This window comes from Thioclava sp. GXIMD4215 (assembly GCF_045291555.1).
Classification (GTDB): Bacteria; Pseudomonadota; Alphaproteobacteria; order Rhodobacterales; family Rhodobacteraceae; genus Thioclava; species Thioclava litoralis.
The window spans coordinates 1,264,355-1,290,609 of the sequence record NZ_CP149515.1; the positions used below are offsets into that span (position 1 = coordinate 1,264,355).

Here is a 26,255-nt window from a genome sequence, read left to right on the forward strand (position 1 = left end):
TCCTCGGGGGGTGTAGGCGCCTTGGCGCCTGAGGGGGGCAGACAGCCCCCCTTGCCCGTGTGTCACCAAGGGCTGTCGACAGGGTTCAACCCGACATAGACACCTTTGACCTGCGTATAGGCCTCGATCGCATGACGCGAATTCTCGCGCCCGAAGCCCGAAGCCTTCACCGGACCAAAGGGCATCTCCACCGGCGTCAGGTTATAGGCGTTGATCCAGGTGGTGCCTGCCTCAAGCCCCGCCACAACCCGATGGGCCCGCGCCAGATCACGGGTAAACACACCCGCCGCCAGACCGAACTGCGTGTCATTGGCGCGCGCCATGACCTCGTCCTCGGTCTCGAACTCCAGCACCGACATCACGGGGCCAAAGATCTCCTCGCGGGCGATGATCATATCGTCCTTCACATCGGCAAAGACGGTCGGCTCGACGAATTGCCCGTCCAGAGCATTGCCGCCACAGACCAGACGCGCACCCTCGGCCTTGGCCTTCTCCAGATAGCCCGCCACCTGATCATATTGGCGCTTGGTGATCAGCGGCCCGAAATCGGTCGCCATATCCATCGGGTCACCCATACGGATCTTGGCGGTGCGCTCGGCCAGCTCCTTCAAGAACTGCGCCTTGATCGACTTATGCACAAAGACGCGGGTCCCGTTCGAGCAGATCTGGCCCGAGGAATAGAAATTCCCCAGCATCGCCGCCCCAACGGCATCCTTGATCGAGGCATCCTCGAAAACGATCAGCGGCGATTTCCCGCCCAGCTCCATCGTCACATGCTTCATATGCGGAGCAGCCGCCTCATAGACCTTGGCCCCCGTCGGCACCGACCCCGTCAGCGACACTTTGGCAATCCGCGGATCGGTCGCAAGCTGCGCGCCCACCGCGCCATAGCCCTGTACGACGTTATAGACGCCCGCAGGCACACCGGCCTCGATGAAGATCTCGGCCAGCTTCAGCGCACCAAGCGGCGTCACCTCGGAGGGTTTGAACACCATCGCATTGCCGGTCGATAGCGCGGGCGCGGCCTTCCAGCAGGCGATCTGGCTGGGGTAGTTCCACGCGCCAATGCCGCCGCAAACGCCCAGAGGCTCACGCAGGGTATAGGCGAAATCCCCGCCTAAAGGCATGGTCTCACCGGTCAGCGTTGCCGCCAGACCCGCGAAATATTCCAACGAATCCGCCCCCGACGGCCAATCCGCTACCAGCGTTTCCTGCAAGGGCTTGCCGGTATCCAGCGTCTCAAGCGCTGCCAGCTCGTCATTGCGTTCGCGGATGATCGCCACGGCACGGTTGAGAATGCGCCCACGTTCGGCCGGAGCCAGTGCCGCCCATTCCTTCTGCGCCCGTACCGCCGAAGTAATCGCCTTTTCCATCACCGCAGGCGTTGCCGCATGCAATTTCGCGATGGTCTCGCCGGTATAGGCATAAGTGACCTCGATCACCTCGCCTGCGGTATCCTCGATATAGTCGCCATCAACAAAATGGCTTGCTTTGGGTTGTGCCTTCACCGGTGGCCCTCCAACTCTCTATCCAGATATTCCATGATAATTCCGACCGCCCGCTTGGGGTCGGCAGGGCCATCAACCAAAGCGGCGCGGATATAGACGCCATCGATCAGCGCCCCCAGCCCCTCGGCCACAGCCAGCGCATGCGCCCCCACCAAGGGACGGAGCGCAAAAAGAAGATTCGACCGCAGCCGCCGCTGGTAAATCGACAACAGCCGCCGCGCATTCGCGTTTTTCTGAGCCAGAACGTAGAAATTCAGCCATGCCGAGATCGTCGCCTGCTGGAAACTGGCCTCGGCGAAGTTCCCACGCACGATGGCGCGCAGTCGCTCTTCGGGATCGGTCTTGCCGCGCAGCGCCCCGCGCACCTCCTGCCCGTAGGTCGCCAGAATATGCTGCATCGCCGCCAGAAAGATCTGGTCTTTTGACCCGAAGTAGTGATGCGCCAAGGCCGAGGACATGCCCGCCCGCTTGGCGATCTGCGCCACCGTCACCTCAAGCGAACGGGCCTCGCCGACACAGGCGATGGTCGCGTCGATTAACGCTGCTTTTCTAATCGGTTCGGCGCCAACTCTGGGCATTTGCTTTATTCCTGACTCAGAAATGACTTGCATTCCTTGGCTACAAGATAGTTTATTGACTCGTCAATCAAGAAAAAACATGGCAAAATTCTGGAGTACTGTATGACCTATCGTTCCTTTCTTCTCGCGGCTGCTGCCTCGATGACCCTTGCGGTTTCGGCACAGGCGAAAGGATGCAACGACGTGGTATTTTCCGATGTTGGCTGGACCGACATCACCGCGACAACCGCTGTAACGACGAAACTTCTCGAAATACTGGGCTACAAGACCGAAACGCGTGTTCTATCCGTGCCCGTCACCTATTCTGCCCTTGCAAGTGGCGATGTTGATGTTTTCTTGGGCAACTGGATGCCCACGATGCAGGCCGATATCGCCCCCTATATCAAGGCTGGCACTGTGGACACGGTCCGCACGAATCTGACCGGTGCCAAATATACCCTGGCCACCAACGCCGCCGGAGCCGCCCTCGGAATCAAGGATTTCGCGGACATCGCCAAACATGCCAAAGAGCTGCGCCACCAGATCTATGGTATCGAGCCGGGCAATGACGGAAACAGGCTTATTGAAGACATGATTGACGCAAACGCGTTCAATCTTGCCGATTTTGACGTAGTCGAAAGCTCGGAACAAGGGATGCTTGCACAGGTTGGCCGTGCGGTCGACCGCGAGAAACCGATTGTCTTTCTGGGCTGGGCACCACATCCGATGAACACCAATTACGACCTGACCTACCTCTCCGGAGGGGATGACTGGTTCGGTCCGGATTTTGGTGGGGCCGAAGTGCGCACCAACACGACCGCAGGCTATGTCGATGCCTGCCCCAATGTTGGCAAGCTGCTGGAAAATCTCGAATTCTCGCTTGAGGCTGAAAACGAATTGATGGGGGCGATCCTGGATGATGGTCAAGACCCCGACAAGGCTGCCCAAGCTTGGCTGAAGGCGCATATTGCGGCCGTCTCTCCTTGGCTCGAAGGGGTAACCACCCGTGACGGCCAGAACGCATATGCGGCCTTTCAGGCGGCAATGAAGTGATAACAGAGAGCGGTAGAACCTCTGCCGCTCCGCCTCGCTCCGGATACCGGAGCGGGAACACAGGGAATGACGGAGTAAACGCATTATGGAATGGTTCCACAGGATCATAGCCTATTTTGTCGATGACGACGGAAAGATCCGCATAGGCGATGGTGCCGAGGCAACGGTCGACTGGCTGAAGACCCATGCCGCCGGTTTCTTCGACTGGCTGTCGATGGTTATGGAAACCCTGATTGACGCGGTATTGTGGCTGCTGCAGACCCCGCCACCGCTGGTATTGATCCTAATTTTTGTCGCCCTGACATGGGGCCTCCAGCGCAGCTGGAAGAAATGCCTGATTGTGGCGCTGGGGATGCTGTTCATCCTCAATCAGGATTATTGGGAAGACACCACCGAGACGCTGTCGCTTATTCTTGTAAGCTGTATCGTCTGTATGGGGATCGGGGTGCCGCTGGGGATTCTGGCCGCGCGCAAACGCTGGATCTATTCCGGTATGGAGCCGGTGCTGGACCTGATGCAGACGCTGCCGACCTTTGTCTATCTGATCCCCGCCGTGATCTTCTTCGGCCTCGGCATGGTTCCGGGCCTGATTGCCACGGTGATCTTCGCATTGCCCGCCTCGATCCGGCTGACCTATCTGGGGATCTCCTCGACCCCCACCGCGCTGACCGAAGCCGCTGAGGCTTTTGGCGCGACCTCTTTCCAGAAGCTGTGGAAGGTCGAGCTGCCCGCTGCCTTCCCGCAGATCATGGTTGGCCTGAACCAGACCATCATGCTGTCGCTGTCGATGGTGGTGATCGCGACCCTCGTGGGCGCAGGGGGCCTTGGCACGCCGGTGATGAACGGGCTCAACCGGATGAAACCCGATCTGGGCTTTGAATCGGGCTTTGTCATTGTGGCGCTGGCGACCGTGCTGCGCCTGATGCTCGAAGTGCGCAAGGAGAATTAAGATGGCCAAAACCGCAATCGAATTCGCCAATGTCTCCATCGTCTTCGGCGACGAGCCCCTTTCGGCCCTGCCCCATATGGATGCGGGCAAGACCCGTGCCGAGGTCAAGGAGGCCACCGGTCAGGTGCTGGGCGTGCATAACTGCTCGCTCAAGGTGGCCGAGGGCGAAATCCTTGTGCTGATGGGGCTTTCGGGCTCGGGCAAATCGACGCTCTTGCGCGCGGTCAACGCGCTCAATCCCGTCTGCCGTGGCTCGGTGCTGGTGAACACGCCCAAGGGCCGTGTCGATGTCAGCCATGCCAAAGGGGCAGAGCTGCTGAATGTGCGCCGCCACCAGATCGCGATGGTCTTCCAGCAATTCGGCCTGTTTCCGTGGCGCTCGGTGCGCGAGAATGTGGGGCTTGGTCTGGAACTGGGGGGCATGTCCAAAGCCGCACGCCGCGCCAAGGTCGAAGAGCAGCTTGAACTGGTAGGCCTTGCGCAATGGGCCGATGTGCGCGTGGGCGAGCTGTCGGGCGGCATGCAGCAGCGCGTGGGTCTGGCCCGCGCCTTTGCCACCGACGCGCCGATCCTGCTGATGGACGAGCCCTTCTCGGCGCTGGACCCGCTGATCCGCGCCAAGCTGCAGGACGAACTGCTAGAGCTGCAGGCCAAGCTGAAGCGCACGATCATCTTCGTCAGCCACGATCTGGACGAGGCCTTCAAGCTGGGCAACCGCATCGCGCTGATGGAAGGCGGACGGATCATTCAGGTGGGCACCGCCCGCGAGATCATCGCCAATCCGATCGACGAATATGTGCAGGACTTTGTCGCGCATATGAACCCGATGGGCGTGCTGACCGCTGAAGATCTGGCCGAAGATCCCGCCGACGTGCCTCCTGCAAACGGGGCGGCAGGCGTTGCCGCAGCGCCGGTCCTGAATGCCCATACGCCGGTCAAGGAGGTCATGCATCTTTTGCGCACCCATCCGATGGTGGCGCTTGAGGATGGCCGCAAGATTACCCGTGAAGGTGTGATCGGCAAGCTGATCGACCCGCAGGGCTCGGCTGCCTGACCTGCCAGAGGCCCCCAAAAACAGCTCCCGAAACGCGCGCCCTTGCGGCGCGCGTTGTCATATCTGCTTGGTGGCCCCGCTCAGGGGGGTGACACGGCGGCGCAATCGGGCCTCGCGCCAAGCCATATAGCTGACCGAAAGCACGATGATCCCGCCGCCCAAAAGGACATAGGGATCAATCGCCTCGCCAAAAACAAACCAGCCCGCAAGCGCCGCCCAAACAAGCTGTAGGAACACGACAGGCTGCGTCGCACTGACAGGTGCCGCCGCAAAGGCCCGCGTCATCGCATAATGGGCCGAGGTCGCCAGCACGGCAACCAGCCCCAGAAGCCCCACCTGCGTTCCTGATACCGGCTGCCATTGCGCCATCGCCAGCGGCGCCAGACAAAGCGCGACCACCAGCGTCAGCATCCCCACAATCTCGGTGGGCGCCGCCAGCCCCGTCAGCCGCTTGGCCAGAAGATAGGAGCCGCCAAACATCACCGCCGCCGCCAGTTGCGACCAGTGGCCGGGGGTGATCTCGCGCAGGCCCGGACGCAGGATGATCAGCGCCCCCAGAAGCGCCACGACAATCGCCATGATCCGCCGCCATGCCAGCCCCTCGCCCAGCAAAAGCGCCCCACCCAAAGTGACCACAATGGGATTGAGATAGCCGATGGCCGTCACATCCGCGATCGGAATGCGCGCCATCGCATAGAACCACAGCACCACCCCCGCCGCATTGAACGCCCCTCTCAGCCCGAAGAGCGCCCAGATTTTCGGGGCATAGCCACGCCGCCCGATCCGCACCAGCACCGGTGCCATGAACAGTATCCCCCAGGCGTAGCGGATGAACGATGCCTGTGCCGCAGGCAGGCCGGTTCCGAGATGGTGCACGATGACATTGACCAGTGCAAAGCACAGTGTCATTGCCAGCATCCACAGGATGGCACGCAAGGGCGCATGGCCCGATGCCGGCGCAAAGGCGGGGCCACAGGCCTGGCGGGCGGAGGGAGACGTCTTTTCCATGACCGGATCATTGGCAGGCCCCGTGCGGAAGGCAAGCACTCAGATGTATGCTTACATTTCCATCAGGGCCAAACGCCCCGCCACCGATAGCAGCAGACAGCCCACGCCGAAATCCAGAACCTGCCACGCGCGGGGATAGGCAAAGAGCGGCGCGATCAGCCGCGCCCCATAGGCCAGCGCGAAGAAAAACGTGAAAGAGGCCGCCCCCGCCCCCAGCCCGAATTCCAGCCCCTGCGCCGGAAACTGCGCCGAGACCGCCCCCAACAACAGCACCGTATCAATCCAGACATGCGGATTGGCCCATGTCAGCACCACCAGCACGGCCAGCACTTTGCGCAAAGGCTCGGAGGTCGCGGTCGCAGGGTCCAGATGCGCCCCGCCCCGCCATGCCGCCCGAAAGGCGCGCAAAGCGTAATAGGTCAGAAACACCACCCCCAGCCAGCGCAGCACCTCCCCGAGCCATGGCACAGAGCCCGTCAGCGCGCCAAAGCCCGACACCCCCAGCGCAATCAGCACCGCATCCGAGACCGCACAGAAAAGCGCCACCGCAAAGACATGCTCGCGCCGCAGACCCTGGCGCAGAACATAGGCATTCTGCGCGCCAATCGCCACAATCAGACCAAGCCCGATCAGGAACCCTGCAAAAGCTGCCTCCATCTGCCTTCCTTTCGTTTTGCGCCCTATCGCATGGGGCGGGCTTCAGTCATACTGAAATGGACTAACTCAGATTAAGGCAGGCTAATGTTGGACTATCCCGCGCTACAGGCTCTGGCCGCTGTGATCGAGACCGGAAGCTTTGAGGCAGCCGCCCATGCGCTGCGGGTCACGCCCTCAGCGGTGTCGCAGCGGATCAAGACGCTGGAAGACCGCATGGGCACGGTTCTGGTGGTGCGCGGCCAGCCATGTTTGGGCACCGCGCAGGGGCTGCGTCTGACGCAGCATCTGGCACAGGTGCAACTGTTGGAACATAGCCTGAGGGCGCAAGGCGAGGCGCGGCTGCGGGTGGCGATCAATGCCGACAGTCTGGCGACTTGGGCGCTTCCGGCGCTGGCAGGGCTTGAGGCGCTGTTTGATCTAGTGATCGAGGATGAGACCCAATCCGAAGGCTGGCTGAAACGCGGCGAGGTCATGGGCGCGGTCACCACCAATGCCCAAGCCGTGGCGGGCTGCGACATCGTGGCTTTGGGCCGGATGCGCTATATCCCCTGCGCGACGCCTGATTTTATCGCGCGCCATTTCCCGCAAGGTATCACGGCGCAGGCACTGGCCGAGGCGCCCGCGCTGGTGTTTTCCGCCAAAGACGGGCTGCAGGCCGCTTGGGCGCGGCAGCACTATGGGGTGACCCGCCCGCTGAAGCGCCATCAGATTGGCGCGACCCATGATTTCCTGCGCGCGGGGCTGTTGGGGATGGGCTGGGCGTTGCACCCCGAGATGCTGGCGCGGGACCATCTGGCCTCTGGCGGGCTGGTGGCGCTGGATGAAACTCAGGCCGAGGTGCCGCTTTACTGGCAATTCCTGCGCAACCTCAAAGAGCCGCTGGCGCCCTTGTCGCGCGCCTTGCAGCAGGCGGCCAAAGCGCAGATGGTTTCGCTGGCCTCAGGCGCCCACCCGCGTTAGGGAACGCCCATGAAGACGGCGCCCAAGCAAAAGGAGAACGCCATGAGCTGGCAGATCACAGGCGGGCAGATCCTGCATGATACCCTGAGCGAAGGCGCGCTGACGCTGGCCTCGGGCGTGATTGGCACGGGCACGGCGCGTCACCAGCTGGATGCGCGGGGCTTCTGGATCCTGCCGGGGATCGTGGATCTGCATGGCGATGCGTTTGAACGTCACTTGGCGCCGCGCCGTGGGATGGTCTCGGATCTGGGGGCCAATCTGGGCTTTGTCGAGGGCGAACTGGCGGCCTGTGGCATCACCACCGCTTGGCTGGCGCAATTCTGGTCATGGGAGGGCGGCATGCGCGGCCCCGAGTTTGCCACGCGGCTGGCCCATGCGCTGAAGGCGACCGATCTGCGGCTGGATATGCGGATGCAGCTGCGGCTGGAAACCCATATGATCGATGATCTCAAGGCGGTGGTGGATCTAGCCAAAGAGACGGGGCTGGATTATCTGCTGTTCAACGATCACCTGCCGCATAAGGCCTTGGAGTCTGGCAAGAAACCGCCTCGGCTGAACGGATCGGCGCTGAAGGCGGGGCGCTCGCCCGAGGCCCATCACGCGATGATGCACGCGCTGAAGGCCCGTGATGCAGAGGTCGAGGGCTTTGTGCGCGCGGTGATGCAGGCCCTGCCCGATCTGCGTTTCGGCTCGCATGATGATGACGCGGGACTGCGGGCTCTTTGGGCCGCCCGTGGCGTGGGGATTGCGGAATTTCCGGTCTCGCGCGAGGCGGCCGTGGCGGCCCGCGCACAGGGCCATGCGGTGATCATGGGCGCGCCCAATGTGCTGCGAGGGGGGTCGCATAATCGCGGCTCGGTCTCGGCAGGCGATCTGGTGGCGGAAGGTCTGGTGGATGCGCTGGCCTCGGATTACCACTATCCGGCGATGATCGGCGCGGTCTTTGCGCTGGTGGATCGCGGGATCTGCGATCTGGCGCAGGCATGGCGGCTGGTATCAGAAGGGCCTGCGCAGGTCATGGGGCTGACGGATCGCGGCACCCTTGAGGCAGGCAAGCGCGGGGATCTGGTGATCCTCTGCCCCGAGCGCCGCCGCGTTATGGGCTGTTTTGCCGCCGGTCGTCCGGTGTTTCTATCGGGCGAGCTGGCCGAGCGGCTGGGGTAAGAGGGGCGGGGAAAGCCCCCGCCCCACCCTTCAGGCTTTCAGATTCGGGATGATCTGTTTCTTGCGCGACATGATGCCGGGCAGAACGACCGTATCGCCCGAAACCGAGCAGTCGAAAGAGGCTTCGGCGATCTGCTTCACGGTGTCATTGGGCACCAAAAGCGTGGCCTCTTCGTTCAGAATGTCGATGATGAACAAAAGCACCTCATCGGCGCCATCTTCCTTGGCTACGGCGGGCATTGCGCCCATCAGCGCATCCTTACGGTCCAGAAGAAGCTGCGGCGCGGTGGTTTCCAGAACCGAGACGCGCAGGCCCGTCGTGCCCACGGTATATTCCTTGGAGTCCATGCGCAGAAGCTCGGCATCCGAGAACTCCGAAACATCGGATTTCGCCTCGAACATCTTGGTCGCCAGATCATTGATCTCGATGCCCAGATCCGCGGCCAGTTTCTCGCAAACGGCTTTGTCGTGATCGGTGGTGGTGGGCGAGCGGAATTCCAGCGTATCCGACAGGATACAGGCCAGCATCGCACCCTTGATCCCCGCAGGTGCCTTGGCCAGATCATCGCCGATCAGGTCATGCATGATGGTCGCGGTGCAGGCCAGCGGGCGGATGGTGATATCGATCGGGCCTTTGGTCTCGAGACCGCCGACCAGCTTGTGGTGGTCGATGATCGCGGTGATATCGGCCGTATTGATGCCCTCGGGCAGCTCGGCGGGGTTATTGGTGTCAACGATGACAACCTTCTCATCCGCCTCGACGCCCGAAATGATCTCGGGCTTGTCCAGACCGAAATGCTCCAGCACGAAGGCCGCTTCGGTATTGGGTTCGCCCAAGAGGCAGGGCTTGGCGTCGATGCCTTTGATCTCGTTGAGATACCACGCCCAGATGATGGGCGAGCCGGTCGAGTCGGTGTCGGGAGATTTATGGCCAAAAACCTTGGTGGTCATCGGATTCCTCGGATTTGAATGACTTTGGGCAATGTCTTAGACGCTGGATTAACACTTGTCACCTAGCAGCGATGGCTTATGGCACCTATCGGCAGGCGGCGCTAGAAGCCCAGCTTCCGCATTTGCGGCGAAACCTTCCAGCCATCGCGCTCCAGAAGTGCCAGCACCCCGTCCTCGCCCACCATATGCAGCGCACCGGCAGCAACCATGATCGGGCCTTTCGCAGCCGCCTCTTCGATCTCGGGCACCCATGACCGATTGCGCCCGGCAATCAAAAGCGAATGGGTCAGCGCCAGTTGCCGCTCGACCTCTGCCGGTGGATCACCGCGCTCCAAGGCCTGCTGGCGTTCGAATTCCCAGATCAGCTGCACTTCGCCGCGCGCGTAAAGATCGGCCATCGTGGCCATCGTGGCATCACCATCCTCGGTGGCCGCCAAAGTCGATTGCAACATGGCAATGGCGTCTTCTTGCGACAGCCCGTCCATCACCCGAAACAGGGTATCATAAGGCTCAAGCGCCACAATCGGCACGTGCTGTCTGGTCGCTTCGGCGATCAGCCGCTTGTCCACCCCGCCTTGGCCCGTCTGCAATGCCTCGATCATACAGCGTGGCATCGCCAGTGTGATCATGACGAATGCCGGTTGCATCTTGGCCAGAAGTGGCCCCGGAATACCGCGGTCTTTCCCCGCCTTGCGCAGGGCCTGCCAATCGGCCTCCGGCAGGATGTCGGGCAGGGTCTTGTCTGTCATGAACATCAGATCGGTCCGCTCGGCCATAGCCTTCTGCAAGGCCGCCTCTTCGTCAGGCCCCGCCTCGACATAAAGCGCCTTCACCCGACCGAATTCGGCCTGCACCTCCTGCAACAAGGCGATGTGACGCGAATCCGGCACGTGATTGGTGCCGATCAGCAAAATGGACTGCCGCCCCTTGGTGGCGCGCCACACAAGCCCCTGACCATGCGTCACGGCATGCGCCCGTTCCAGCATCGTGGCACGGACTTCGCGGGGCAGCGCGTCAAAAAGATTTGCGCCAGAACAGGCCGCATGTGACGCGACCGGCCCGAAGAGACTGCCCAGAAGCATGGCCGAGCGCAGGATTTTACGTAGCATCTTCAAACTCTTCCCCAGTTGCGACACCAGTGTATCGCAGCGCGCGGCCAATACCAGCCCGAAGATCGACCATCCGGCCAGACAAGAGCCAACGCTCGGTTTTAAAGATTGACGCAAAAAATTCCGCGACGGGGTGTTGACATGTTCGGGGGGCAATGCCTAACTCCGGCATCGTTAGCACTCACCAACAGCGAGTGCTAAAAGCAACAACACAGATTTTGGGAGTGACCCAGATGGCATTCAAACCGCTTCATGACCGTGTTCTGGTCAAGCGCGTCGAGAGCGAAGAAAAGACCAAAGGCGGCCTGATCATCCCCGACAGCGCAAAAGAGAAGCCGGCAGAAGGCGAAATCGTTTCCGTGGGCGAAGGCGCACGTAAGGATTCGGGCGAGCTGATCGCACCCTCCGTCAAAGCAGGCGATCGCGTCCTGTTCGGCAAATGGTCGGGCACCGAGATCACGCTGGAAGGCGTTGAGTACCTGATCATGAAAGAATCCGACATCATGGGCATCATCGCGTAAGTCCAAGGACTTACCTGAACCCTGATTTCAAGAAATTCCAGTCAAGGAGCCAAAGAATATGGCAGCCAAGGACGTAAAATTCGGCACCGACGCACGCAATCGCATGCTCAAGGGTGTCAACATCCTCGCAGACGCAGTCAAAGTGACGCTGGGCCCGAAAGGCCGTAACGTCGTTCTCGACAAATCCTTCGGCGCACCGCGCATCACCAAAGACGGTGTTTCGGTCGCAAAAGAGATCGAACTCGAAGACAAGTTCGAGAACATGGGCGCGCAAATGGTGAAGGAAGTCGCTTCCCGCACCAATGACGAAGCAGGCGACGGCACCACCACCGCGACCGTTCTCGCACAAGCCATCGTTCGCGAAGGCATGAAAGCTGTCGCAGCGGGCATGAACCCGATGGACCTCAAGCGCGGGATCGACCAAGCGACCTCCAAGGTTGTCGAAGCGATCAAAGCCGCGTCGCGTCCGGTTGCGGATTCCGACGAGGTTGCACAGGTTGGCACCATCTCGGCCAATAACGAAGCCACCATCGGCCGCTTCATTGCAGACGCAATGCAGAAAGTCGGCAATGACGGCGTGATCACCGTCGAAGAAAACAAAGGTATGGAGACCGAGGTCGAAGTCGTCGAAGGTATGCAATTCGACCGCGGCTACCTGTCCCCCTACTTCGCGACCAATGGCGACAAAATGGTTGCCGAGCTGGAAGACTGCCTCATCCTGCTTCACGAGAAAAAACTCTCGTCGCTGCAGCCGATGGTCCCGCTGCTGGAGCAAGTCATCCAGTCGCAAAAACCGCTGCTCATCATCGCAGAAGACGTCGAAGGCGAAGCACTGGCGACCCTCGTGGTCAACAAGCTGCGCGGCGGCCTGAAAATTGCGGCTGTCAAAGCTCCTGGCTTCGGTGATCGCCGTAAGGCCATGCTACAGGACATCGCGATCCTGACCGGCGGTCAGGTGATCTCGGAAGATCTGGGCATGAAGCTGGAAAGCGTCGGCATGGACATGCTGGGCACCGCGAAAAAAGTCACGATCACCAAAGACAACACCACCATCGTGGACGGTGCTGGCGACAAGGCGGAGATCGAGGCACGCGTTGGCCAGATCCGCACGCAAATCGAGGAAACCACCTCGGATTACGACCGCGAGAAGCTGCAAGAGCGTGTTGCGAAACTCGCAGGCGGTGTGGCAGTGATCCGCGTTGGCGGCCTGACCGAAGTCGAAGTGAAAGAGCGCAAAGACCGCGTTGATGACGCACTGAACGCAACCCGCGCCGCTGTCCAAGAGGGCATCGTTGTGGGGGGTGGTGTTGCTCTGATCCAAGGCGCGAAATCGCTTGAAGGCGTGACCGGCGCGAATGCCGATGTCGATGCGGGTATCGCAATCGTCCGTCGCGCACTGGAAGCTCCGCTGCGTCAGATCGCTGAAAACGCAGGTGTTGACGGCGCGGTTGTCGCTGGCAAGATCCGTGAATCGAGCGACCTCAAGTTCGGCTTCAACGCACAGACCGAAGAATATGGCGACATGTTCTCCTTCGGCGTTATCGATCCGGCAAAGGTCACCCGCACCGCGCTGGAAGACGCAGCCTCGATCGCAGGCCTGCTGATCACCACCGAAGCAATGGTTGCCGACAAGCCCGCAAAAGAAGGCGCAGGCGCGCCGGATATGGGCGGCATGGGTGGCATGGGCGGCATGATGTAATCATCCGCTTTCCATCCTTGGAAACGAAAAGGGTGCCTTCGGGCACCCTTTTTGCATTCATGCGATGCGGCAGGCCGCTTTTCCCCGAGGACGGGCGGCGCGTGCAACGAAGAGGCGAACAGACGCAGAACATTTCACCCGAAACAGGCCTTTGTGCAACGTCTTCACAAATTCAGATAATTCGAAACGAAAATTCACAATCAGCGGTTGCTCGCCCATCATTCCTCTATTACGAATCGGTTAATAGGGAATTGTTTACCTTATAGAGTAACTGGTGGGCTCCGATGCAGGGTCTGATATGAATGCTGATTTCACCTCGGTATTGAACCGATCGAAACATCAAACGATCCGCGAAGCCGTCGTGGACACGCTCAAAGAATCGTTAAGCGCGTTACGCGACTATCTTGGCATGGAAACCATCTTCGTGTCGGAAATTGAGGACGGGCGCTTGTGGTTTCTGACCGTTGATGAAGCCACCCCGTTTCTGAAGCCGCTGATCCCCGGTAATGGCCTGCCCCTCAACGACACGCTTTGCTATTGGGTCTGCAACGACATCCTGCCGCATATCATCCAGTCCCGCGATCCGATCATGGAGACCGTGCGCCATCTCCGCGACGACGAGAACTTCGATATCGGGATCCATGTCTCTTTTCCGATCCACATCCACCCGGGTCTGCCCTTCGGCACCATCTGCTGTTTCTCCAGAAAGGAACGCCCGCCGCTGACCGATGTAGAGCTGAGAATGTTCCGCACGATGGCCGAAATGATTTCCGCCAATCTGCGCTTGCATGCGAAGATCTCCGGACTTGACGAGCCGCTCTGCGAGGATCTGGCGCAAACCCTCCGCAAGCCTGCAATCAGCCCTGTCTTCCAGCCCATAAAGCGGTTCGAGGACGGGCATATCATCGGCTATGAGGGGCTGTCGCGTTTTCAGGAAATGCCGCAGCACAGCCCGCAAGACATGTTCGCTTTGGCGCAGAATTACGGCATGGGACCAAAGCTGGAACTGAACGCCGCAAACTGCATCCTTGACGAGGCCGAGCGTCTGAACCTCACCAGCCTGATCAGCATCAACCATTCGCCGGACAGCCTTCTGGCCCCGTCACTGCAAAGCCGCTTCGAAGCCTATCTGGAAGGAAATGCCCAGCGTGCACTTGCTGTAGAGATTTCGGAACAAGCGGTCATTCAGGATTTCGCACGGCTTGGACGGCGGTTGGATGCCTTACGGGCGCTCGGCGTCAAGATCGCGCTTGATGATGTCGGACAAGGCAATGCAGGGCTGGCCCATATCCTTGCGCTGAAACCCGATCTGATCAAGCTCGATCGTGTGATCGTCGCCGAGCTGGCCAATCGAAAGGAAAACCGCGCGATGGTCAGTGCGCTATTGCAGTTTTCGAAAGAGACCGGTTGCGAGCTGATTGCGGAAGGGATCGAGACCGAAGACGAGAAAGCGATCCTGATGGATCTTGGTGTGAAATACGGTCAGGGCTTCTATCTGGGACGCCCGGCCCCACTGCCCCGCCAGCATTAAGCACGACGCCTCAATAAACATCCCAGTCGTCATCATGACGCACAGGACCGATGGCAAGCCAGTCGGCGCGCACCCGTGCCACCTTGCTATCCCCCCATGTCCGGAACACGATCACAAAGCCTTCGGTGGTGATCATATCCGCCGAGATATCCATACGCGGATTATGCTGCTGATCGATATCCCACATCGAAAGCGTGACCTGAACTTTGGGAGGCATCGCATAGGCCTCGTCAAAATTCACCACGCGGCGCAATTCGCGCGGGCCGGTGCCCGTCCACATCTTGCCGCCATCCTGATAGTCCGAAAAAAGCACCAAGGTCCCTTGGCCGATGCCAACCTGTTGTGCGTCAATTTTCAGCATCAAGCCGCTCCATCCGTCTTTCAACCCGACCATATACCGATAAAGTAAAAAAAAGCCCCACAAATTTGTGGGGCTCTTTCTGTGATGTGTCCGGAATTAACCGAGCATATGTGCCCCGAGGGCTTCCATGTCGGCAAGCATCTTCGCGGTCATCTCGGCAACCGAAGGAGTTGCCTCCGCATGTGCCTTGCGCGCTTCGTCAACGAGTTGCGCGGCAATCTCTGCCGTGAACTCTGCCGCAGGAAGGGCACGCTCGGCCAGAACGGCAATACCGTCTTGCGAGATCTCGGCAAAGCCGCCGGTGACGGCATAGCTTTCTTCCCCCGCTTCAGACACGATCGTCAGCTTGCCGGGGCGCAGCGAGGTAATGACGGGCGCGTGGCCCGGCATGACCGTCATGTCGCCTTCGGCACCCGGAACGAGAACCTGCGTGGCTTGAACGGAAGCGAGCTTCCGTTCGGGGGCCACGAGATCGGCTTGCATCGTATTGGCCATGAGCCGCCTCCTTACGCGTTCGCCGCGAGTTTCTCGGCTTTGGCTTTCACTTCCTCGATGCCGCCAACCATGTAGAAGGCTGCTTCCGGCAGGTGGTCATATTCGCCAGCGACAACGGCCTTGAAGGACGAAATCGTGTCTTCCAGCGGAACCTGAACACCGTCCGAGCCGGTGAAGACTTTTGCCACGTCGAACGGCTGCGAGAGGAAGCGCTGGATCTTACGTGCGCGTTGCACGGTGATCTTATCTTCTTCCGACAGTTCGTCCATACCGAGGATCGCGATGATATCTTGCAGCGATTTGTAGCGTTGCAAGATGTTTTGCACGTCGCGCGCCACTTTATAGTGCTCTTCGCCGAGGATCTGCGGATCCATCATACGCGAGGAGCTGTCGAGCGGGTCAACGGCGGGGTAGATCCCCAGTTCCGAGATCGCACGCGACAGAACGGTGGTTGCGTCGAGGTGGGCGAAGGTAGTTGCCGGCGCGGGGTCGGTCAAGTCGTCCGCAGGAACGTAGACGGCCTGGATCGAGGTGATCGAGCCCTTCTTCGTCGAGGTGATGCGTTCCTGCATCGCGCCCATATCGGTGGCCAGCGTCGGCTGGTAGCCCACGGCCGAAGGGATACGACCCAGAAGGGCCGACACTTCCGAACCGGCTTGGGTGAAGCGGAAGATGTTGTCCACGAAGAACAGAACGTCCGAACCCGAGCTGTCGCGGAATTGCTCTGCGATGGTCAGACCGGTCAGGGCGATGCGCGAACGTGCCCCCGGAGGCTCGTTCATCTGGCCGTAGACCAGTGCCACTTTCGATTCCGACAGGTTATCGGGAACGATAACGCCGGATTCGATCATTTCGTGATAGAGGTCGTTCCCTTCACGGGTCCGCTCGCCAACACCTGCAAACACCGAGAAGCCCGAGTGCACTTTTGCGATGTTGTTGATCAGTTCCATGATCAGAACGGTTTTACCCACGCCTGCACCACCGAACAGACCGATCTTACCACCCTTTGCGTAGGGCGCGAGAAGGTCGATCACCTTGATGCCGGTCACAAGAACGGCACTCTCGGTCGATTGCTCGGAGAATTCCGGAGCGGGCTGGTGGATCGCGCGGACTTCGTCTTTCGCGACTTCGCCTTTTTCATCAACCGGCTCGCCGATGACGTTCAGGATACGGCCGAGGGTCGGCGCGCCAACCGGCACCGAGATCGGTGCGCCGGTATCGGTCACGCCCGCGCCGCGGACCAGACCTTCGGTCGAGTCCATCGCGATGGTGCGAACGGTGCCCTGACCGAGGTGCTGCGCAACCTCCAGAACGAGGCGGTTGCCGTTGTTGGTGGTCTCGAGCGCATTGAGGATTTCGGGCAGGCCGTCTTCGAACTGAACGTCCACGACGGCGCCGATGACCTGCGTCACTTTGCCATGCTTTGCCATTGGTGTGTTTTCTCCGGTTCGGTCAGAGCGCCTCAGCGCCCGAAATAATTTCCGTAAGCTCGGTGGTGATTGCGGCCTGGCGGGAACGGTTGAATTCCACGGTCAGGTCGTCGATCATATCGCCGGCGTTGCGCGTTGCGTTGTCCATTGCGGACATACGTGCGCCTTGCTCCGATGCAGCATTTTCCAGAAGCGCCGTGAAGATCTGCGTTGCCACACCACGCGGCAGCAGGTCATGCAGGATCGCTTCTTCGCTGGGCTCGTAGTCATAGACTGCCGAAGCGCCAGTTGCATCTTCCGGTGCGTCGAAGGTTGCGGGGATGATCTGATGCGCCGTCGGGATCTGGGCGATCACCGACTGGAAGCGCGAATAGAAGATCGTCGCAACATCGAACTCGCCTGCGTCAAAGCGGGCAAGCACGTTCTTCGCAATGGATTGCGCGTCGACATAACGCAGGTTCTTCACCCCCGACAGATCGACGTGATCGATGAACAGGTCACCAAGCTCGCGGCGCATCGAATCGCGGCCTTTCTTGCCGACGGTGATGATTTTCACCGTCTTGCCTTCGGCCTTGAGCTTATGCGCTGCTTGCTTTGCCTTCTTGGCGATATTGACGTTGAAGCCGCCACACAGGCCGCGTTCCGCCGTCATCACCACCAGAAGATGTACCTGCTGCGAACCCGTCCCGGCCAGAAGCCGGGGCGCGCTATCAGAGCCGCCCACCGAGGCGGCCAGCGATGACATCACAGCGTTCATACGCTCGGCGAAGGGCCGTGCGCTTTCGGCTGCTTCTTGGGCGCGGCGCAATTTTGCTGCCGCGACCATTTGCATCGCCTTCGTGATCTTACGAGTGTTCTTGACACTCGCGATCCGGTTTTTGAGGTCCTTAAGGCTGGGCATATCCCTATCCTTCCGGGCCGCTTACGCGAACGTCTTTGCGTATGCTTCGATGGCTGCTTTCAGCTTGTCAGCTGCTTCGCCCTTGATCTTGGGATCTTCGTTGGTGATCCAGTCAAGCACGTCTTTCTTGGACGAACGCAGGAAGGTCACCAGACCGGCTTCCCAGCGGGTCACATCCTTCACGTCGACCTTGTCGAGGAACCCGTGGGTCCCTGCGAAGATCACAGCAACGATCTCAGCATTGGTCAGCGGCGAATATTGCGGCTGTTTCATCAGCTCGGTCAGACGCGCACCACGGTTCAGAAGCTTCTGGGTCGCAGCGTCGAGGTCGGAACCGAACTGGGCGAAGGCGGCCATCTCGCGGTATTGCGCGAGTTCCAGCTTCACGGCACCAGCCACCGATTTCATCGAGTTGGTCTGAGCGGACGACCCCACACGCGACACCGACAGACCGGTGTTCACAGCAGGGCGGATGCCTTGGTAGAACAGGTCGGTTTCAAGGAAGATCTGACCGTCGGTGATCGAGATCACGTTGGTCGGGATGTAGGCCCCCACGTCACCCGCTTGGGTTTCGATCACCGGCAGAGCGGTCAGCGAACCAAGACCGAACTCTTCGTTCATCTTGGCCGAACGCTCCAGCAGGCGCGAGTGAAGATAGAACACGTCGCCCGGGAAGGCTTCACGCCCCGGCGGACGACGCAGCAGCAGCGACATCTGACGGTAGGCCACAGCCTGCTTGGTGAGGTCATCATAGATGATCAGCGCGTGCTTGCCGTTGTCGCGGTAGTATTCGGCCATTGCGGTTGCCGCATAGGGAGCCAGATACTGCATCGGCGCGGGGTCCGAAGCGGTTGCCGCGATCACGGTAGTGTAAGCCATCGCGCCCGCTTCTTCGAGCTTTTTCACCAGCTGGGCAACGGTCGAACGCTTCTGACCGATAGCCACATAGAAGCAGTGCAGCGCGTTTGCCGGATCTGCGTCATTGTAGACTTTCTGGTTCAGGATGGTGTCGAGCGCGATTGCGGTCTTACCGGTCTGACGGTCGCCGATGATAAGTTCACGCTGGCCACGGCCGATCGGGATCATCGCGTCGACCGACTTGATGCCGGTTGCCATCGGCTCGTGAACCGATTTACGCGGGATGATGCCCGGCGCTTTAACGTCGGCCACACGGCGCTCGGTCGCCTCGATCGGGCCTTTGCCGTCGAGCGGGTTGCCGAGGGCGTCCACAACGCGACCCAGAAGCGCGTCACCTGCAGGCACGTCAACGATGGCGTTGGTGCGCTTGACGGTGTCACCTTCCTTGATGTCACGGTCGGAGCCGAAGATAACGATACCGACATTGTCGGTTTCGAGGTTGAGCGCCATGCCACGGATGCCGCCCGGGAATTCGACCATCTCACCGGCTTGGACGTTGTCCAGACCATAAACGCGGGCAATGCCGTCGCCTACGGAAAGAACACGGCCGACTTCGGCGACCTGGGCATCCTGCCCGAAATTCTTGATCTGCTCCTTGAGGATCGCAGAGATCTCAGATGCCTGGATACCCATTATCCAACCTCTTTCATGCTATTCTGGAGGGAAGCGAGCTGCGAGCGGATCGAGGTATCGACCATGCGCGAGCCCAGCTTGACGATCATGCCACCGATGAGGGTCTCATCGACTGCAATGTTCAGCTTAACGGTTTTACCCGTCTTTGCCGCAAGGGCGTCGGCCAGTTTGGCTTGCTGCTCTTGGGACAGTTCGGTTGCAGAGGTCACATCTGCGGTGACCTCGCCTTTTGCTTCCGCGATCATCGCGCTCAGAGCGCGCAGCAATGCGGGCAGAATGAACAGGCGGCGCTTTTGTGCCATGAGACCCAGCGTGTGGATCATCGTCGCGCTCAGCCCCATCGACTTACCGATGGCCTCGATCGCGGCGTCCTGCTGGTCACGCGTATAGATCGGGCTGTTGATCAGGTCTTGCAGATCGGCGCTCTCAGCAAGCGCGGCCTCCAAGGCATCGACCTCAGCCTTCAGCGTATCAAGCTGACCGGAGTCTTTGTAAATCTCAAAAACCGCCGTTGCATAACGGTCGGCAATGCCTGCGGAAATTGAAGCTGGTTCGGACACGGCCACCCTTCCGATGTTAATCCTCCACCCGTAGCCCCCCGCCCCTAAACGGACCGGAAGGCAACAACCGGAGATCTCCTCAGGGCGCGCCCACGCTCGCCCTCGTTTCGGTAGCAGGATGTAACAGAGCCGCCCCCCACCCGCAACCTTCTTGCGCACTAAGCCGTGAACATCGCCGACAGATTTCGCCTGTTTTTTTGGCTGAGGGCGCTACCATTAACAAGTTCGGCCAAGTCAAGACGCCTATTCGTCATATTTTAATACCAAATACACAAATAGCGGGCCGAATCTGCGTCAATTTGCCCCAGCCCCTAGTGATCCGTCAGACGATGATGTGTAACATTGCCGCCGCGCCCGTGGTTGATCCGCCATGACGGCTCTGTCGCGGGCTTGGCTGCGCCTTCCAGAATGGAGAGCGGCCGCCGCACCCTTGCGCCCAAGCCCGGCTTGCGTGGCTGGGTGACCTGTTTGGACACCTCCAGCATCACGACCCCCGCCGCGAGCAGGCCGGAAATCTTCTGCCCGACCCCTTCCCACATCTGCGCCGAACGCAGCCAGAATCGCCGGTGCGATGGCGGGATATAAAGCGCCGCAGTGTGGCGTTCAGGGACAAACCCGTTGCGCCGCGCCAGATTATCAAGTTGCGACAGGGTATAGGGTTTTCCGAACCCGAACGGCGTTGTCTCGCGCGGGGCCCAAAGCCCCGCACGGTTGGGCACAATCAGCAGCGCCCGCCCTCCGGGCCCCATGACACGCCAGCATTCCTCCAACAGGTCATTGGCATTGTCGGACTGCTCGATGGCATGCATGACCACCAGACGGTCCACCAGACCGGTCTCCAGCGGCCATTGCAGTTCTTCGGTCAGCACCGAGACATTCGGCTCGCCTGCGGGCCACGGCATCACCCCCTGCGGCGCAGGCATCAGCGAAATCACCCGCCGCGCATTCTCCAGATAGGGACGCAGAAGCGGAGCGGTAAAGCCGAAGCCCGCAACCGTGCGCCCGGTAGCCCCTGCCCCGTCGGCAGGCCAGATCGCCAGCACCTGATCGCGCAGCGCCCGTTGTGCCACACGTCCCAACTGGGTCCGGTAATAGAAATTTCGCAGATCAAGCACATCTACATGCATTGCAGCTTTTGTCCTATTCGGCTTAGCCTGCCCTAAACATAGTGAAGGTTCTCGAAAACGCCATGACCATCGAACTGTCGATCATCCCCTGCCGTAGCGACAATTACGCCTATATCGTCAAAGACGCGCCAACCGGTGCCGTGACGCTGGTCGATGCGCCCGAGGCCGCGCCGATCCTCGAAGCTCTCAAGGTTGCGGGGGTAAAACTGGATGGAATCCTGTTGACCCACCACCATGAGGATCACATCGCGGGCGTGACTGAAATTCGCGCCCGCACCGGTGCCAAGGTCATCGGAGCGGCCGCCGATGCCCATCGCCTGCCGCCGCTGGATGTGGCGCTTGAACCGGGCAACCAGATCCAGATCGGATCGGACGCGGTGCAGGTGCTGGATGTGCCGGGCCATACCGTCGGGCATCTGGCCTATTATTTTCCGCAATCCGGCATGGTATTCACCGGAGACAGCCTGATGAGCTGGGGCTGCGGACGCCTGTTCGAAGGCTCGCCCGAGCAGATGCTGGCCAGCCTGCGCCGCCTCGCGGCCCTGCCCGATGGCATCATCGTCTGTTCGGGGCATGAATATACCGAAGCCAATGGACGCTTCGCCCTGCATCTCGAACCCGACAACCCCGCGCTGAAGTCCCGCATGCGCGAGACCCTGACCCGCCGCAATCGGGGCGAGCCAAGCGTGCCCTCGACCCTTGCGCTGGAAAAAGCCACCAACCCGTTCCTGCGCGCCGATGATCCGGATCTGAAGGCCGCCCTCGGACTTCCGTCAACGGCCTCCGCGCTTGATGTCTTTACCAAGGCGCGGCAGGCCAAAGACCAGTTCTAAGCTTTTGCGGCGCCTTCGGGGGCCGCATCGGTATCGGTCTCGCGCGCGGCCTGCGCCTTGGCGCGCCGCAGACGCAACGCATCCGCAATGAAAAACCGTGCCAAGGTACCATAAAGCGGTTCTGGCGACACAAAGCGCGCGGTCCCGTAGCCGATCATCGACGCTGCCATGACCGGCACGATATTGCTATGGCTGCCCGTCATTTCGACGATAATCACGAAAGCCGTCATCGGGGATTGCACAACCCCCGCAAAATACCCTGCCATCCCGAGGATCGATGCAAGTCCGACATTTGTCCCCATAATCAAGGCAATAGAAGACCCAAGCCCGGCACCGACAGCGAGAGACGGTGCAAAAAGACCGCCCGGAATCCCCGAAACGGTGGCCGCGACGGTGGCAATCAGCTTGGCAAAGAAGAACGTCAGCGGCAGGGCTTCGCCCTCGATCGAGGCCCGCGCCTCGCCATAGCCAGTCCCGAAGGTCGAGCCCGCATAAACATAGCCGATCACCGCCGTGATAATCCCGCAGATCAACGCCTGCAGAAGCGAGCGGCGAAAGGCGTTGCCATTGGCTTTCCAGCGACGGATACGCCGCGTGATATTGATCACCAGACGCGAGAAGAGTGCGCCGAACAACCCGCCGGTCACGCCACAAACGAGCACCAGACCGAGATCGCGCGGCAATTCGCCAATCGAGTCAGAAATCCCGAAATAGGTATAGTTTCCCAGCAGACTGAGGGAGGCGATACCGGCGATGATCACCGCCGACAACACCACACCATTCGTACGCGACTGGTAGCTGCGGCTCATCTCTTCGATCGCGAACACGATGCCCGCCAGCGGCGTGTTGAACGCAGCCGCGATCCCCGCAGCCGACCCCGCCAGAATCAGACCACGTGAATGGGCCATCCCGCCCAGACTGGCCGATTGCAACATGATGGCCGAACCGATCTGCACCGTTGGCCCCTCACGGCCAATGGACCCGCCCGAGAAGAGCCCCAGAATGGTCAATAGAATCTTCCCGAACACCATCTTCAACGACAAGAGCTTCGCGCGCTCTCCCGGTTCGGTAAGGGTCTGGGCGGCGATCGCCTGCGGAATGCCCGACCCGGACGTGCCCGGAAAAAGGGTCAGGGCCAGATAGGCACATAACAGAAACCCAAGCGGGGTGATGATCAGGGGCAACCAGTTCCGGCCCGCATCGACCGTAAGCCCGCGAAACAGCTCTTGGGCGTAATCGGCAGCGGTCGCAAAACCCACCGAAATCACACCAATCGCGATAGCCCCGAGCCAGAAAATCAAGCGCGATTTCCACAATCTGCGCGAGGACACCATAGCCCGTGACCGCCGCAACATTGCATTTCGAGAAATTTTATATCTGCGCATATTTTAAACCTTTGGGCTCCCCCGCCTCCCTAGTGCCGCAGCCTCTCCGGTTTCAAGTCTCAATCTCTTCGAAAAGCCGGTACGAATTGTCGCAATCAAGCTTATTTTTAGCTGACTTCCGGAAAAACGAGAAACTCCGCCGGTTTTGCCGTTCCGTCAGAAAATCCGAATCTCGCAACCGCGCGGCCCCGATCTTGTATCTGCCTATTTTTTTAGCAGAACTTGTCGTAATTTTGTCGCAAATTTTCGACAGCGGATTGAAATCGCTGGCGCAAAAGGCCAGTTTGCAAGGCAAGCCACGTGAAAGATCTTTCTGGTTACCTTCTGTTTACTTTTCCAGCGGAGCCTGAAACTTAACTGGAATTTGCACCAAAGGTCTTGAACAGCGCGAATTTCCACCGAAGTTTAATACTATGAGGCCAGGTTGGTGATCGGGTCGCTTTGATACCGCCGCCAACATAGGAAAGGAGCACCACATGCCTTCGTTCTCGACCACTTTGGAACAAGCAATTCATGGTGCGCTGGCACTGGCCAACGCGCGCCGGCACGAACTGGCGACGCTTGAGCACCTGCTGCTGGCGCTGATCGACGAGCCCGACGCAAATCGCGTCATGCGGGCCTGCTCGGTCGATCTGGATGAACTTCGTCAAACCCTAACCGACTTCATCGATGATGACCTCTCGACCCTGATTACCGAGGTTGAAGGCTCCGAAGCGGTGCCCACGGCTGCTTTCCAGCGCGTGATCCAACGCGCGGCCATTCATGTGCAATCTTCGGGTCGCTCCGAGGTGACGGGGGCCAATGTACTGGTCGCGATCTTCGCAGAGCGGGAATCCAATGCGGCCTTCTTCCTGCAAGAGCAGGAAATGACCCGCTATGATGCGGTGAACTTTATCGCGCATGGTGTCGCGAAAGATCCGGAATTCGGCGAAAACCGGTCTGTCACCGGTGCCGATGAGGAAGAGACCAACAAGGCCGACACCACCAACCATCAGTCCGAGCGCGAGGGCAAGGAGTCGGCGCTGGCCAAATATTGCGTCGATCTCAACAAGAAATCCAAGAAAGGCGATATCGACCCGCTGATCGGGCGCCATGAAGAGGTGGAACGCTGCGTGCAGGTGCTATGCCGCCGTCGCAAGAACAACCCGCTTCTGGTGGGCGATCCGGGCGTGGGGAAAACCGCAATCGCGGAAGGTCTTGCGCTGAAAATCACCCGTGGCGAGACGCCCGAGATCCTTAAAGGCTCGACGATCTATTCGCTCGACATGGGCGCGCTTCTGGCGGGCACCCGTTACCGTGGTGACTTCGAGGAACGTCTGAAAGCGGTTGTGAAAGAGCTTGAAGACCATCCCGATGCGATCCTGTTTATCGACGAGATCCACACCGTGATCGGTGCGGGGGCCACTTCGGGCGGCGCGATGGATGCCTCGAACCTGCTGAAACCGGCGCTGGCTGGCGGAAAGCTGCGCTGCATGGGGTCGACCACCTATAAGGAATTCCGTCAACATTTCGAGAAAGACCGCGCCCTGTCGCGGCGCTTCCAGAAGATCGATGTGAACGAGCCCTCGACCGCAGATGCCGTGAAAATCCTCATGGGTCTCAAGCCCTACTTCGAGGAGCATCACGACATCCGCTTCACCAATGATGCGATCAAGACTGCGGTAGAGCTGTCGGCGCGCTATATCCACGACCGTAAGCTGCCCGATAAGGCGATCGATGTGATCGACGAGGCAGGTGCCGCCCAGCATCTGCTACCCGACAGCAAGCGTCGCAAGACGATCACACCGAAAGAAATCGAGAATGTCGTGGCCAAGATTGCCCGCATCCCCCCGAAAAACGTCTCGAAAGACGATGCCGAGGTGCTGCGCGATCTGGAGAAAACGCTGAAACGCGTGGTCTTCGGTCAGGACAAGGCCATCGAAGTGCTGGCCGCCTCGATCAAGCTGGCCCGTGCCGGTCTGCGCGAGCCCGAGAAGCCCATCGGCAACTACCTCTTTGCCGGTCCGACCGGTGTGGGTAAGACCGAAGTGGCCAAACAGCTTGCCAGCTCACTCGGCGTCGAGATGCTGCGGTTCGACATGTCGGAATATATGGAGAAACATGCGGTCTCGCGCCTGATCGGCGCCCCTCCGGGCTATGTCGGCTTTGATCAGGGTGGCCTTCTGACCGATGGCGTCGACCAGCATCCGCATTGCGTGTTGCTGCTGGACGAGATCGAGAAAGCACATCCCGATGTCTACAACATCCTGCTGCAGGTGATGGATAACGGCAAACTGACCGACCATAACGGTCGTCAGGTCGATTTCCGCAACGTGATCCTGATCATGACCTCGAATGCGGGTGCCTCCGATATGGCAAAAGCCGCAATCGGTTTCGGTCGGGATCGCCGCGAGGGCGAAGACACGGCCGCGATCGAACGGACCTTCACGCCGGAATTCCGCAACCGTCTGGATGCGGTGGTCAGCTTCGCCCCGCTACCGCGCGAGACCATTATCCAAGTGGTCGATAAATTCGTGCTGCAGCTTGAAGCCCAGCTGATCGATCGCAACGTTCATATCGAGCTGACACCGGAAGCTGCAAACTGGCTGGCCGAGAAAGGTTATGACGAGCGGATGGGGGCCCGTCCCTTGGGCCGCGTGATCCAAGAGCATATCAAGAAGCCGCTTGCCGAAGAACTGCTATTCGGCAAGCTGACCAAAGGCGGTCTGGCCAAGGTCTCGGTGAAGGACGACGAAATCGTTATCGAGGTCGAAGAGCCTGGCAAACCGCGGATCACCGGCTCGAAACCACCGCTGCTGACAGCCGATTGATGCGGCCTTTTCTTCTTCTACTTGTTTCGGCCCTGCCTTGCGGGGCCGAAACTTTATCCGAGCCGCGATTTGCCTTTCCGG

General features: G+C 60.1%; 25 protein-coding genes. 11 read left to right on the forward strand and 14 right to left on the reverse strand.

Going from position 1 to position 26,255, the window contains the following annotated elements; translation table 11 throughout:
* Positions 1 to 62: 62 nt before the first annotated feature.
* Positions 63 to 1,508: a betaine-aldehyde dehydrogenase gene (gene betB, locus WDB86_RS06165; protein ID WP_406736895.1), complete on the reverse strand. Its 1,446-nt coding sequence runs from the start codon at positions 1,506 to 1,508 to the stop codon at positions 63 to 65.
* Complete coding sequence (betI, locus tag WDB86_RS06170; RefSeq protein ID WP_339109325.1) at positions 1,505 to 2,086, reverse strand: transcriptional regulator BetI; 582 nt, start codon at positions 2,084 to 2,086, stop codon at positions 1,505 to 1,507. The genes betB and betI overlap by 4 nt, the downstream gene beginning before the upstream one ends.
* A gap of 102 nt (positions 2,087 to 2,188) precedes the next feature.
* Between betI and choX the strand changes: the two genes are divergently transcribed.
* The 3 genes from choX to choV all read left to right on the forward strand — a co-directional run bounded on the left by choX (position 2,189) and on the right by choV (position 5,121).
* The gene (choX, locus tag WDB86_RS06175) at positions 2,189 to 3,118 is read left to right on the forward strand and encodes a choline ABC transporter substrate-binding protein (protein WP_406720466.1); all 930 of its coding nucleotides are present in this window, start codon (positions 2,189 to 2,191) and stop codon (positions 3,116 to 3,118) included.
* Positions 3,119 to 3,203: 85 nt separating this feature from the next.
* Positions 3,204 to 4,067 (forward strand): choline ABC transporter permease subunit, encoded by an 864-nt coding sequence (gene choW, locus WDB86_RS06180; RefSeq protein WP_406720465.1) that lies wholly within the window; start codon positions 3,204 to 3,206, stop codon positions 4,065 to 4,067.
* A 1-nt stretch (position 4,068) separates the two neighbouring features.
* Positions 4,069 to 5,121 carry a choline ABC transporter ATP-binding protein gene (gene choV, locus WDB86_RS06185; RefSeq protein ID WP_406736896.1) on the forward strand — a complete coding sequence of 351 codons (1,053 nt, stop codon included), beginning with the start codon at positions 4,069 to 4,071 and terminating at the stop codon, positions 5,119 to 5,121.
* Positions 5,122 to 5,178: 57 nt separating this feature from the next.
* Here the strand turns inward: choV and WDB86_RS06190 are convergent, their stop codons facing one another.
* Positions 5,179 to 6,129, reverse strand: coding sequence for a DMT family transporter (locus tag WDB86_RS06190; protein WP_406720463.1), 951 nt, complete (start codon positions 6,127 to 6,129; stop codon positions 5,179 to 5,181).
* A gap of 51 nt (positions 6,130 to 6,180) precedes the next feature.
* A complete protein-coding gene (locus WDB86_RS06195; RefSeq protein ID WP_406736897.1) occupies positions 6,181 to 6,786 on the reverse strand; it encodes a LysE/ArgO family amino acid transporter in 606 nt (201 codons plus the stop codon).
* Positions 6,787 to 6,870: 84 nt separating this feature from the next.
* Between WDB86_RS06195 and WDB86_RS06200 the strand changes: the two genes are divergently transcribed.
* Positions 6,871 to 7,746: a LysR family transcriptional regulator ArgP gene (locus WDB86_RS06200; protein WP_406736898.1), complete on the forward strand. Its 876-nt coding sequence runs from the start codon at positions 6,871 to 6,873 to the stop codon at positions 7,744 to 7,746.
* A 42-nt stretch (positions 7,747 to 7,788) separates the two neighbouring features.
* Complete coding sequence (locus tag WDB86_RS06205; protein ID WP_406736899.1) at positions 7,789 to 8,910, forward strand: alpha-D-ribose 1-methylphosphonate 5-triphosphate diphosphatase; 1,122 nt, start codon at positions 7,789 to 7,791, stop codon at positions 8,908 to 8,910.
* A 30-nt stretch (positions 8,911 to 8,940) separates the two neighbouring features.
* Here WDB86_RS06205 and WDB86_RS06210 read toward each other — a convergent pair whose 3' ends face one another.
* Positions 8,941 to 9,861, reverse strand: coding sequence for a manganese-dependent inorganic pyrophosphatase (locus tag WDB86_RS06210; RefSeq protein ID WP_406736900.1), 921 nt, complete (start codon positions 9,859 to 9,861; stop codon positions 8,941 to 8,943).
* Between the two features lie 101 nt (positions 9,862 to 9,962).
* Entirely contained in the window at positions 9,963 to 10,970 is a 1,008-nt protein-coding gene (locus tag WDB86_RS06215) for a TraB/GumN family protein (protein ID WP_406736901.1), read from the reverse strand.
* Between the two features lie 233 nt (positions 10,971 to 11,203).
* Here WDB86_RS06215 and groES point away from each other — a divergent pair, with 233 nt between their 5' ends.
* The 3 genes from groES (at position 11,204) to WDB86_RS06230 (ending at position 14,721) form a co-directional block, all read left to right on the forward strand.
* The gene (groES, locus tag WDB86_RS06220; RefSeq protein ID WP_339109315.1) at positions 11,204 to 11,491 is read left to right on the forward strand and encodes a co-chaperone GroES; all 288 of its coding nucleotides are present in this window, start codon (positions 11,204 to 11,206) and stop codon (positions 11,489 to 11,491) included.
* A gap of 58 nt (positions 11,492 to 11,549) precedes the next feature.
* Entirely contained in the window at positions 11,550 to 13,190 is a 1,641-nt protein-coding gene (gene groL, locus WDB86_RS06225) for a chaperonin GroEL (protein WP_406736902.1), read from the forward strand.
* A 298-nt stretch (positions 13,191 to 13,488) separates the two neighbouring features.
* Positions 13,489 to 14,721, forward strand: coding sequence for an EAL domain-containing protein (locus WDB86_RS06230; protein WP_406720457.1), 1,233 nt, complete (start codon positions 13,489 to 13,491; stop codon positions 14,719 to 14,721).
* A 10-nt stretch (positions 14,722 to 14,731) separates the two neighbouring features.
* Here the strand turns inward: WDB86_RS06230 and WDB86_RS06235 are convergent, their stop codons facing one another.
* From WDB86_RS06235 to WDB86_RS06265, 7 genes are all read right to left on the reverse strand, one after another.
* The gene (locus WDB86_RS06235) at positions 14,732 to 15,082 is read right to left on the reverse strand and encodes an H-type lectin domain-containing protein (RefSeq protein ID WP_339109312.1); all 351 of its coding nucleotides are present in this window, start codon (positions 15,080 to 15,082) and stop codon (positions 14,732 to 14,734) included.
* A 96-nt stretch (positions 15,083 to 15,178) separates the two neighbouring features.
* A complete protein-coding gene (locus WDB86_RS06240) occupies positions 15,179 to 15,577 on the reverse strand; it encodes a F0F1 ATP synthase subunit epsilon (protein WP_339109311.1) in 399 nt (132 codons plus the stop codon).
* An 11-nt stretch (positions 15,578 to 15,588) separates the two neighbouring features.
* Positions 15,589 to 17,007, reverse strand: a complete 1,419-nt coding sequence (gene atpD, locus WDB86_RS06245; protein WP_339109310.1) for a F0F1 ATP synthase subunit beta — start codon at positions 17,005 to 17,007, stop codon at positions 15,589 to 15,591.
* A gap of 22 nt (positions 17,008 to 17,029) precedes the next feature.
* Positions 17,030 to 17,908: a F0F1 ATP synthase subunit gamma gene (locus WDB86_RS06250; protein WP_339109309.1), complete on the reverse strand. Its 879-nt coding sequence runs from the start codon at positions 17,906 to 17,908 to the stop codon at positions 17,030 to 17,032.
* Between the two features lie 21 nt (positions 17,909 to 17,929).
* Entirely contained in the window at positions 17,930 to 19,459 is a 1,530-nt protein-coding gene (gene atpA, locus WDB86_RS06255) for a F0F1 ATP synthase subunit alpha (RefSeq protein ID WP_339109308.1), read from the reverse strand.
* Positions 19,459 to 20,019: a F0F1 ATP synthase subunit delta gene (locus tag WDB86_RS06260; RefSeq protein WP_406737025.1), complete on the reverse strand. Its 561-nt coding sequence runs from the start codon at positions 20,017 to 20,019 to the stop codon at positions 19,459 to 19,461. Before WDB86_RS06260 ends, atpA begins: the two co-directional genes overlap by 1 nt.
* A gap of 311 nt (positions 20,020 to 20,330) precedes the next feature.
* Positions 20,331 to 21,146, reverse strand: coding sequence for a hypothetical protein (locus WDB86_RS06265; protein ID WP_339109306.1), 816 nt, complete (start codon positions 21,144 to 21,146; stop codon positions 20,331 to 20,333).
* Positions 21,147 to 21,208: 62 nt separating this feature from the next.
* Between WDB86_RS06265 and gloB the strand changes: the two genes are divergently transcribed.
* On the forward strand, positions 21,209 to 21,979 hold the full coding sequence (gloB, locus tag WDB86_RS06270; protein WP_406736903.1) for a hydroxyacylglutathione hydrolase: 771 nt from the start codon (positions 21,209 to 21,211) through the stop codon (positions 21,977 to 21,979).
* Here gloB and WDB86_RS06275 read toward each other — a convergent pair.
* Positions 21,976 to 23,280, reverse strand: a complete 1,305-nt coding sequence (locus tag WDB86_RS06275; RefSeq protein WP_406720454.1) for a chloride channel protein — start codon at positions 23,278 to 23,280, stop codon at positions 21,976 to 21,978. The two genes, gloB and WDB86_RS06275, sit on opposite strands and share 4 nt — an antisense overlap.
* A gap of 38 nt (positions 23,281 to 23,318) precedes the next feature.
* On the opposite strand from WDB86_RS06275, the gene WDB86_RS06280 reads away from it, so the two are divergent.
* Both WDB86_RS06280 and clpA read left to right on the forward strand, forming a co-directional pair.
* Positions 23,319 to 23,714 carry a hypothetical protein gene (locus tag WDB86_RS06280; RefSeq protein ID WP_406736904.1) on the forward strand — a complete coding sequence of 132 codons (396 nt, stop codon included), beginning with the start codon at positions 23,319 to 23,321 and terminating at the stop codon, positions 23,712 to 23,714.
* 126 nt (positions 23,715 to 23,840) lie between these two features.
* Positions 23,841 to 26,174: an ATP-dependent Clp protease ATP-binding subunit ClpA gene (gene clpA / locus WDB86_RS06285; RefSeq protein ID WP_406736905.1), complete on the forward strand. Its 2,334-nt coding sequence runs from the start codon at positions 23,841 to 23,843 to the stop codon at positions 26,172 to 26,174.
* Positions 26,175 to 26,255 lie beyond the last annotated feature (81 nt).

Coding starts and splice junctions, on each gene's coding strand:
- groES (WP_339109315.1), top strand. CDS start 11,204: ATGGCATTCAAACCGCTTCATGACCGTGTTCTGGTCAAGCGCGTCGAG.
- atpA (WP_339109308.1), bottom strand. CDS start 19,459: ATGGGTATCCAGGCATCTGAGATCTCTGCGATCCTCAAGGAGCAGATC.
- atpD (WP_339109310.1), bottom strand. CDS start 17,007: ATGGCAAAGCATGGCAAAGTGACGCAGGTCATCGGCGCCGTCGTGGAC.
- choX (WP_406720466.1), top strand. CDS start 2,189: ATGACCTATCGTTCCTTTCTTCTCGCGGCTGCTGCCTCGATGACCCTT.
- choV (WP_406736896.1), top strand. CDS start 4,069: ATGGCCAAAACCGCAATCGAATTCGCCAATGTCTCCATCGTCTTCGGC.
- WDB86_RS06210 (WP_406736900.1), bottom strand. CDS start 9,861: ATGACCACCAAGGTTTTTGGCCATAAATCTCCCGACACCGACTCGACC.
- betI (WP_339109325.1), bottom strand. CDS start 2,086: ATGCCCAGAGTTGGCGCCGAACCGATTAGAAAAGCAGCGTTAATCGAC.
- choW (WP_406720465.1), top strand. CDS start 3,204: ATGGAATGGTTCCACAGGATCATAGCCTATTTTGTCGATGACGACGGA.
- WDB86_RS06200 (WP_406736898.1), top strand. CDS start 6,871: ATGTTGGACTATCCCGCGCTACAGGCTCTGGCCGCTGTGATCGAGACC.
- WDB86_RS06215 (WP_406736901.1), bottom strand. CDS start 10,970: ATGCTACGTAAAATCCTGCGCTCGGCCATGCTTCTGGGCAGTCTCTTC.
- groL (WP_406736902.1), top strand. CDS start 11,550: ATGGCAGCCAAGGACGTAAAATTCGGCACCGACGCACGCAATCGCATG.
- WDB86_RS06250 (WP_339109309.1), bottom strand. CDS start 17,908: ATGCCCAGCCTTAAGGACCTCAAAAACCGGATCGCGAGTGTCAAGAAC.
- gloB (WP_406736903.1), top strand. CDS start 21,209: ATGACCATCGAACTGTCGATCATCCCCTGCCGTAGCGACAATTACGCC.
- WDB86_RS06230 (WP_406720457.1), top strand. CDS start 13,489: ATGAATGCTGATTTCACCTCGGTATTGAACCGATCGAAACATCAAACG.
- WDB86_RS06190 (WP_406720463.1), bottom strand. CDS start 6,129: ATGGAAAAGACGTCTCCCTCCGCCCGCCAGGCCTGTGGCCCCGCCTTT.
- clpA (WP_406736905.1), top strand. CDS start 23,841: ATGCCTTCGTTCTCGACCACTTTGGAACAAGCAATTCATGGTGCGCTG.
- WDB86_RS06240 (WP_339109311.1), bottom strand. CDS start 15,577: ATGGCCAATACGATGCAAGCCGATCTCGTGGCCCCCGAACGGAAGCTC.
- WDB86_RS06205 (WP_406736899.1), top strand. CDS start 7,789: ATGAGCTGGCAGATCACAGGCGGGCAGATCCTGCATGATACCCTGAGC.
- WDB86_RS06235 (WP_339109312.1), bottom strand. CDS start 15,082: ATGCTGAAAATTGACGCACAACAGGTTGGCATCGGCCAAGGGACCTTG.
- WDB86_RS06195 (WP_406736897.1), bottom strand. CDS start 6,786: ATGGAGGCAGCTTTTGCAGGGTTCCTGATCGGGCTTGGTCTGATTGTG.
- WDB86_RS06265 (WP_339109306.1), bottom strand. CDS start 21,146: ATGCATGTAGATGTGCTTGATCTGCGAAATTTCTATTACCGGACCCAG.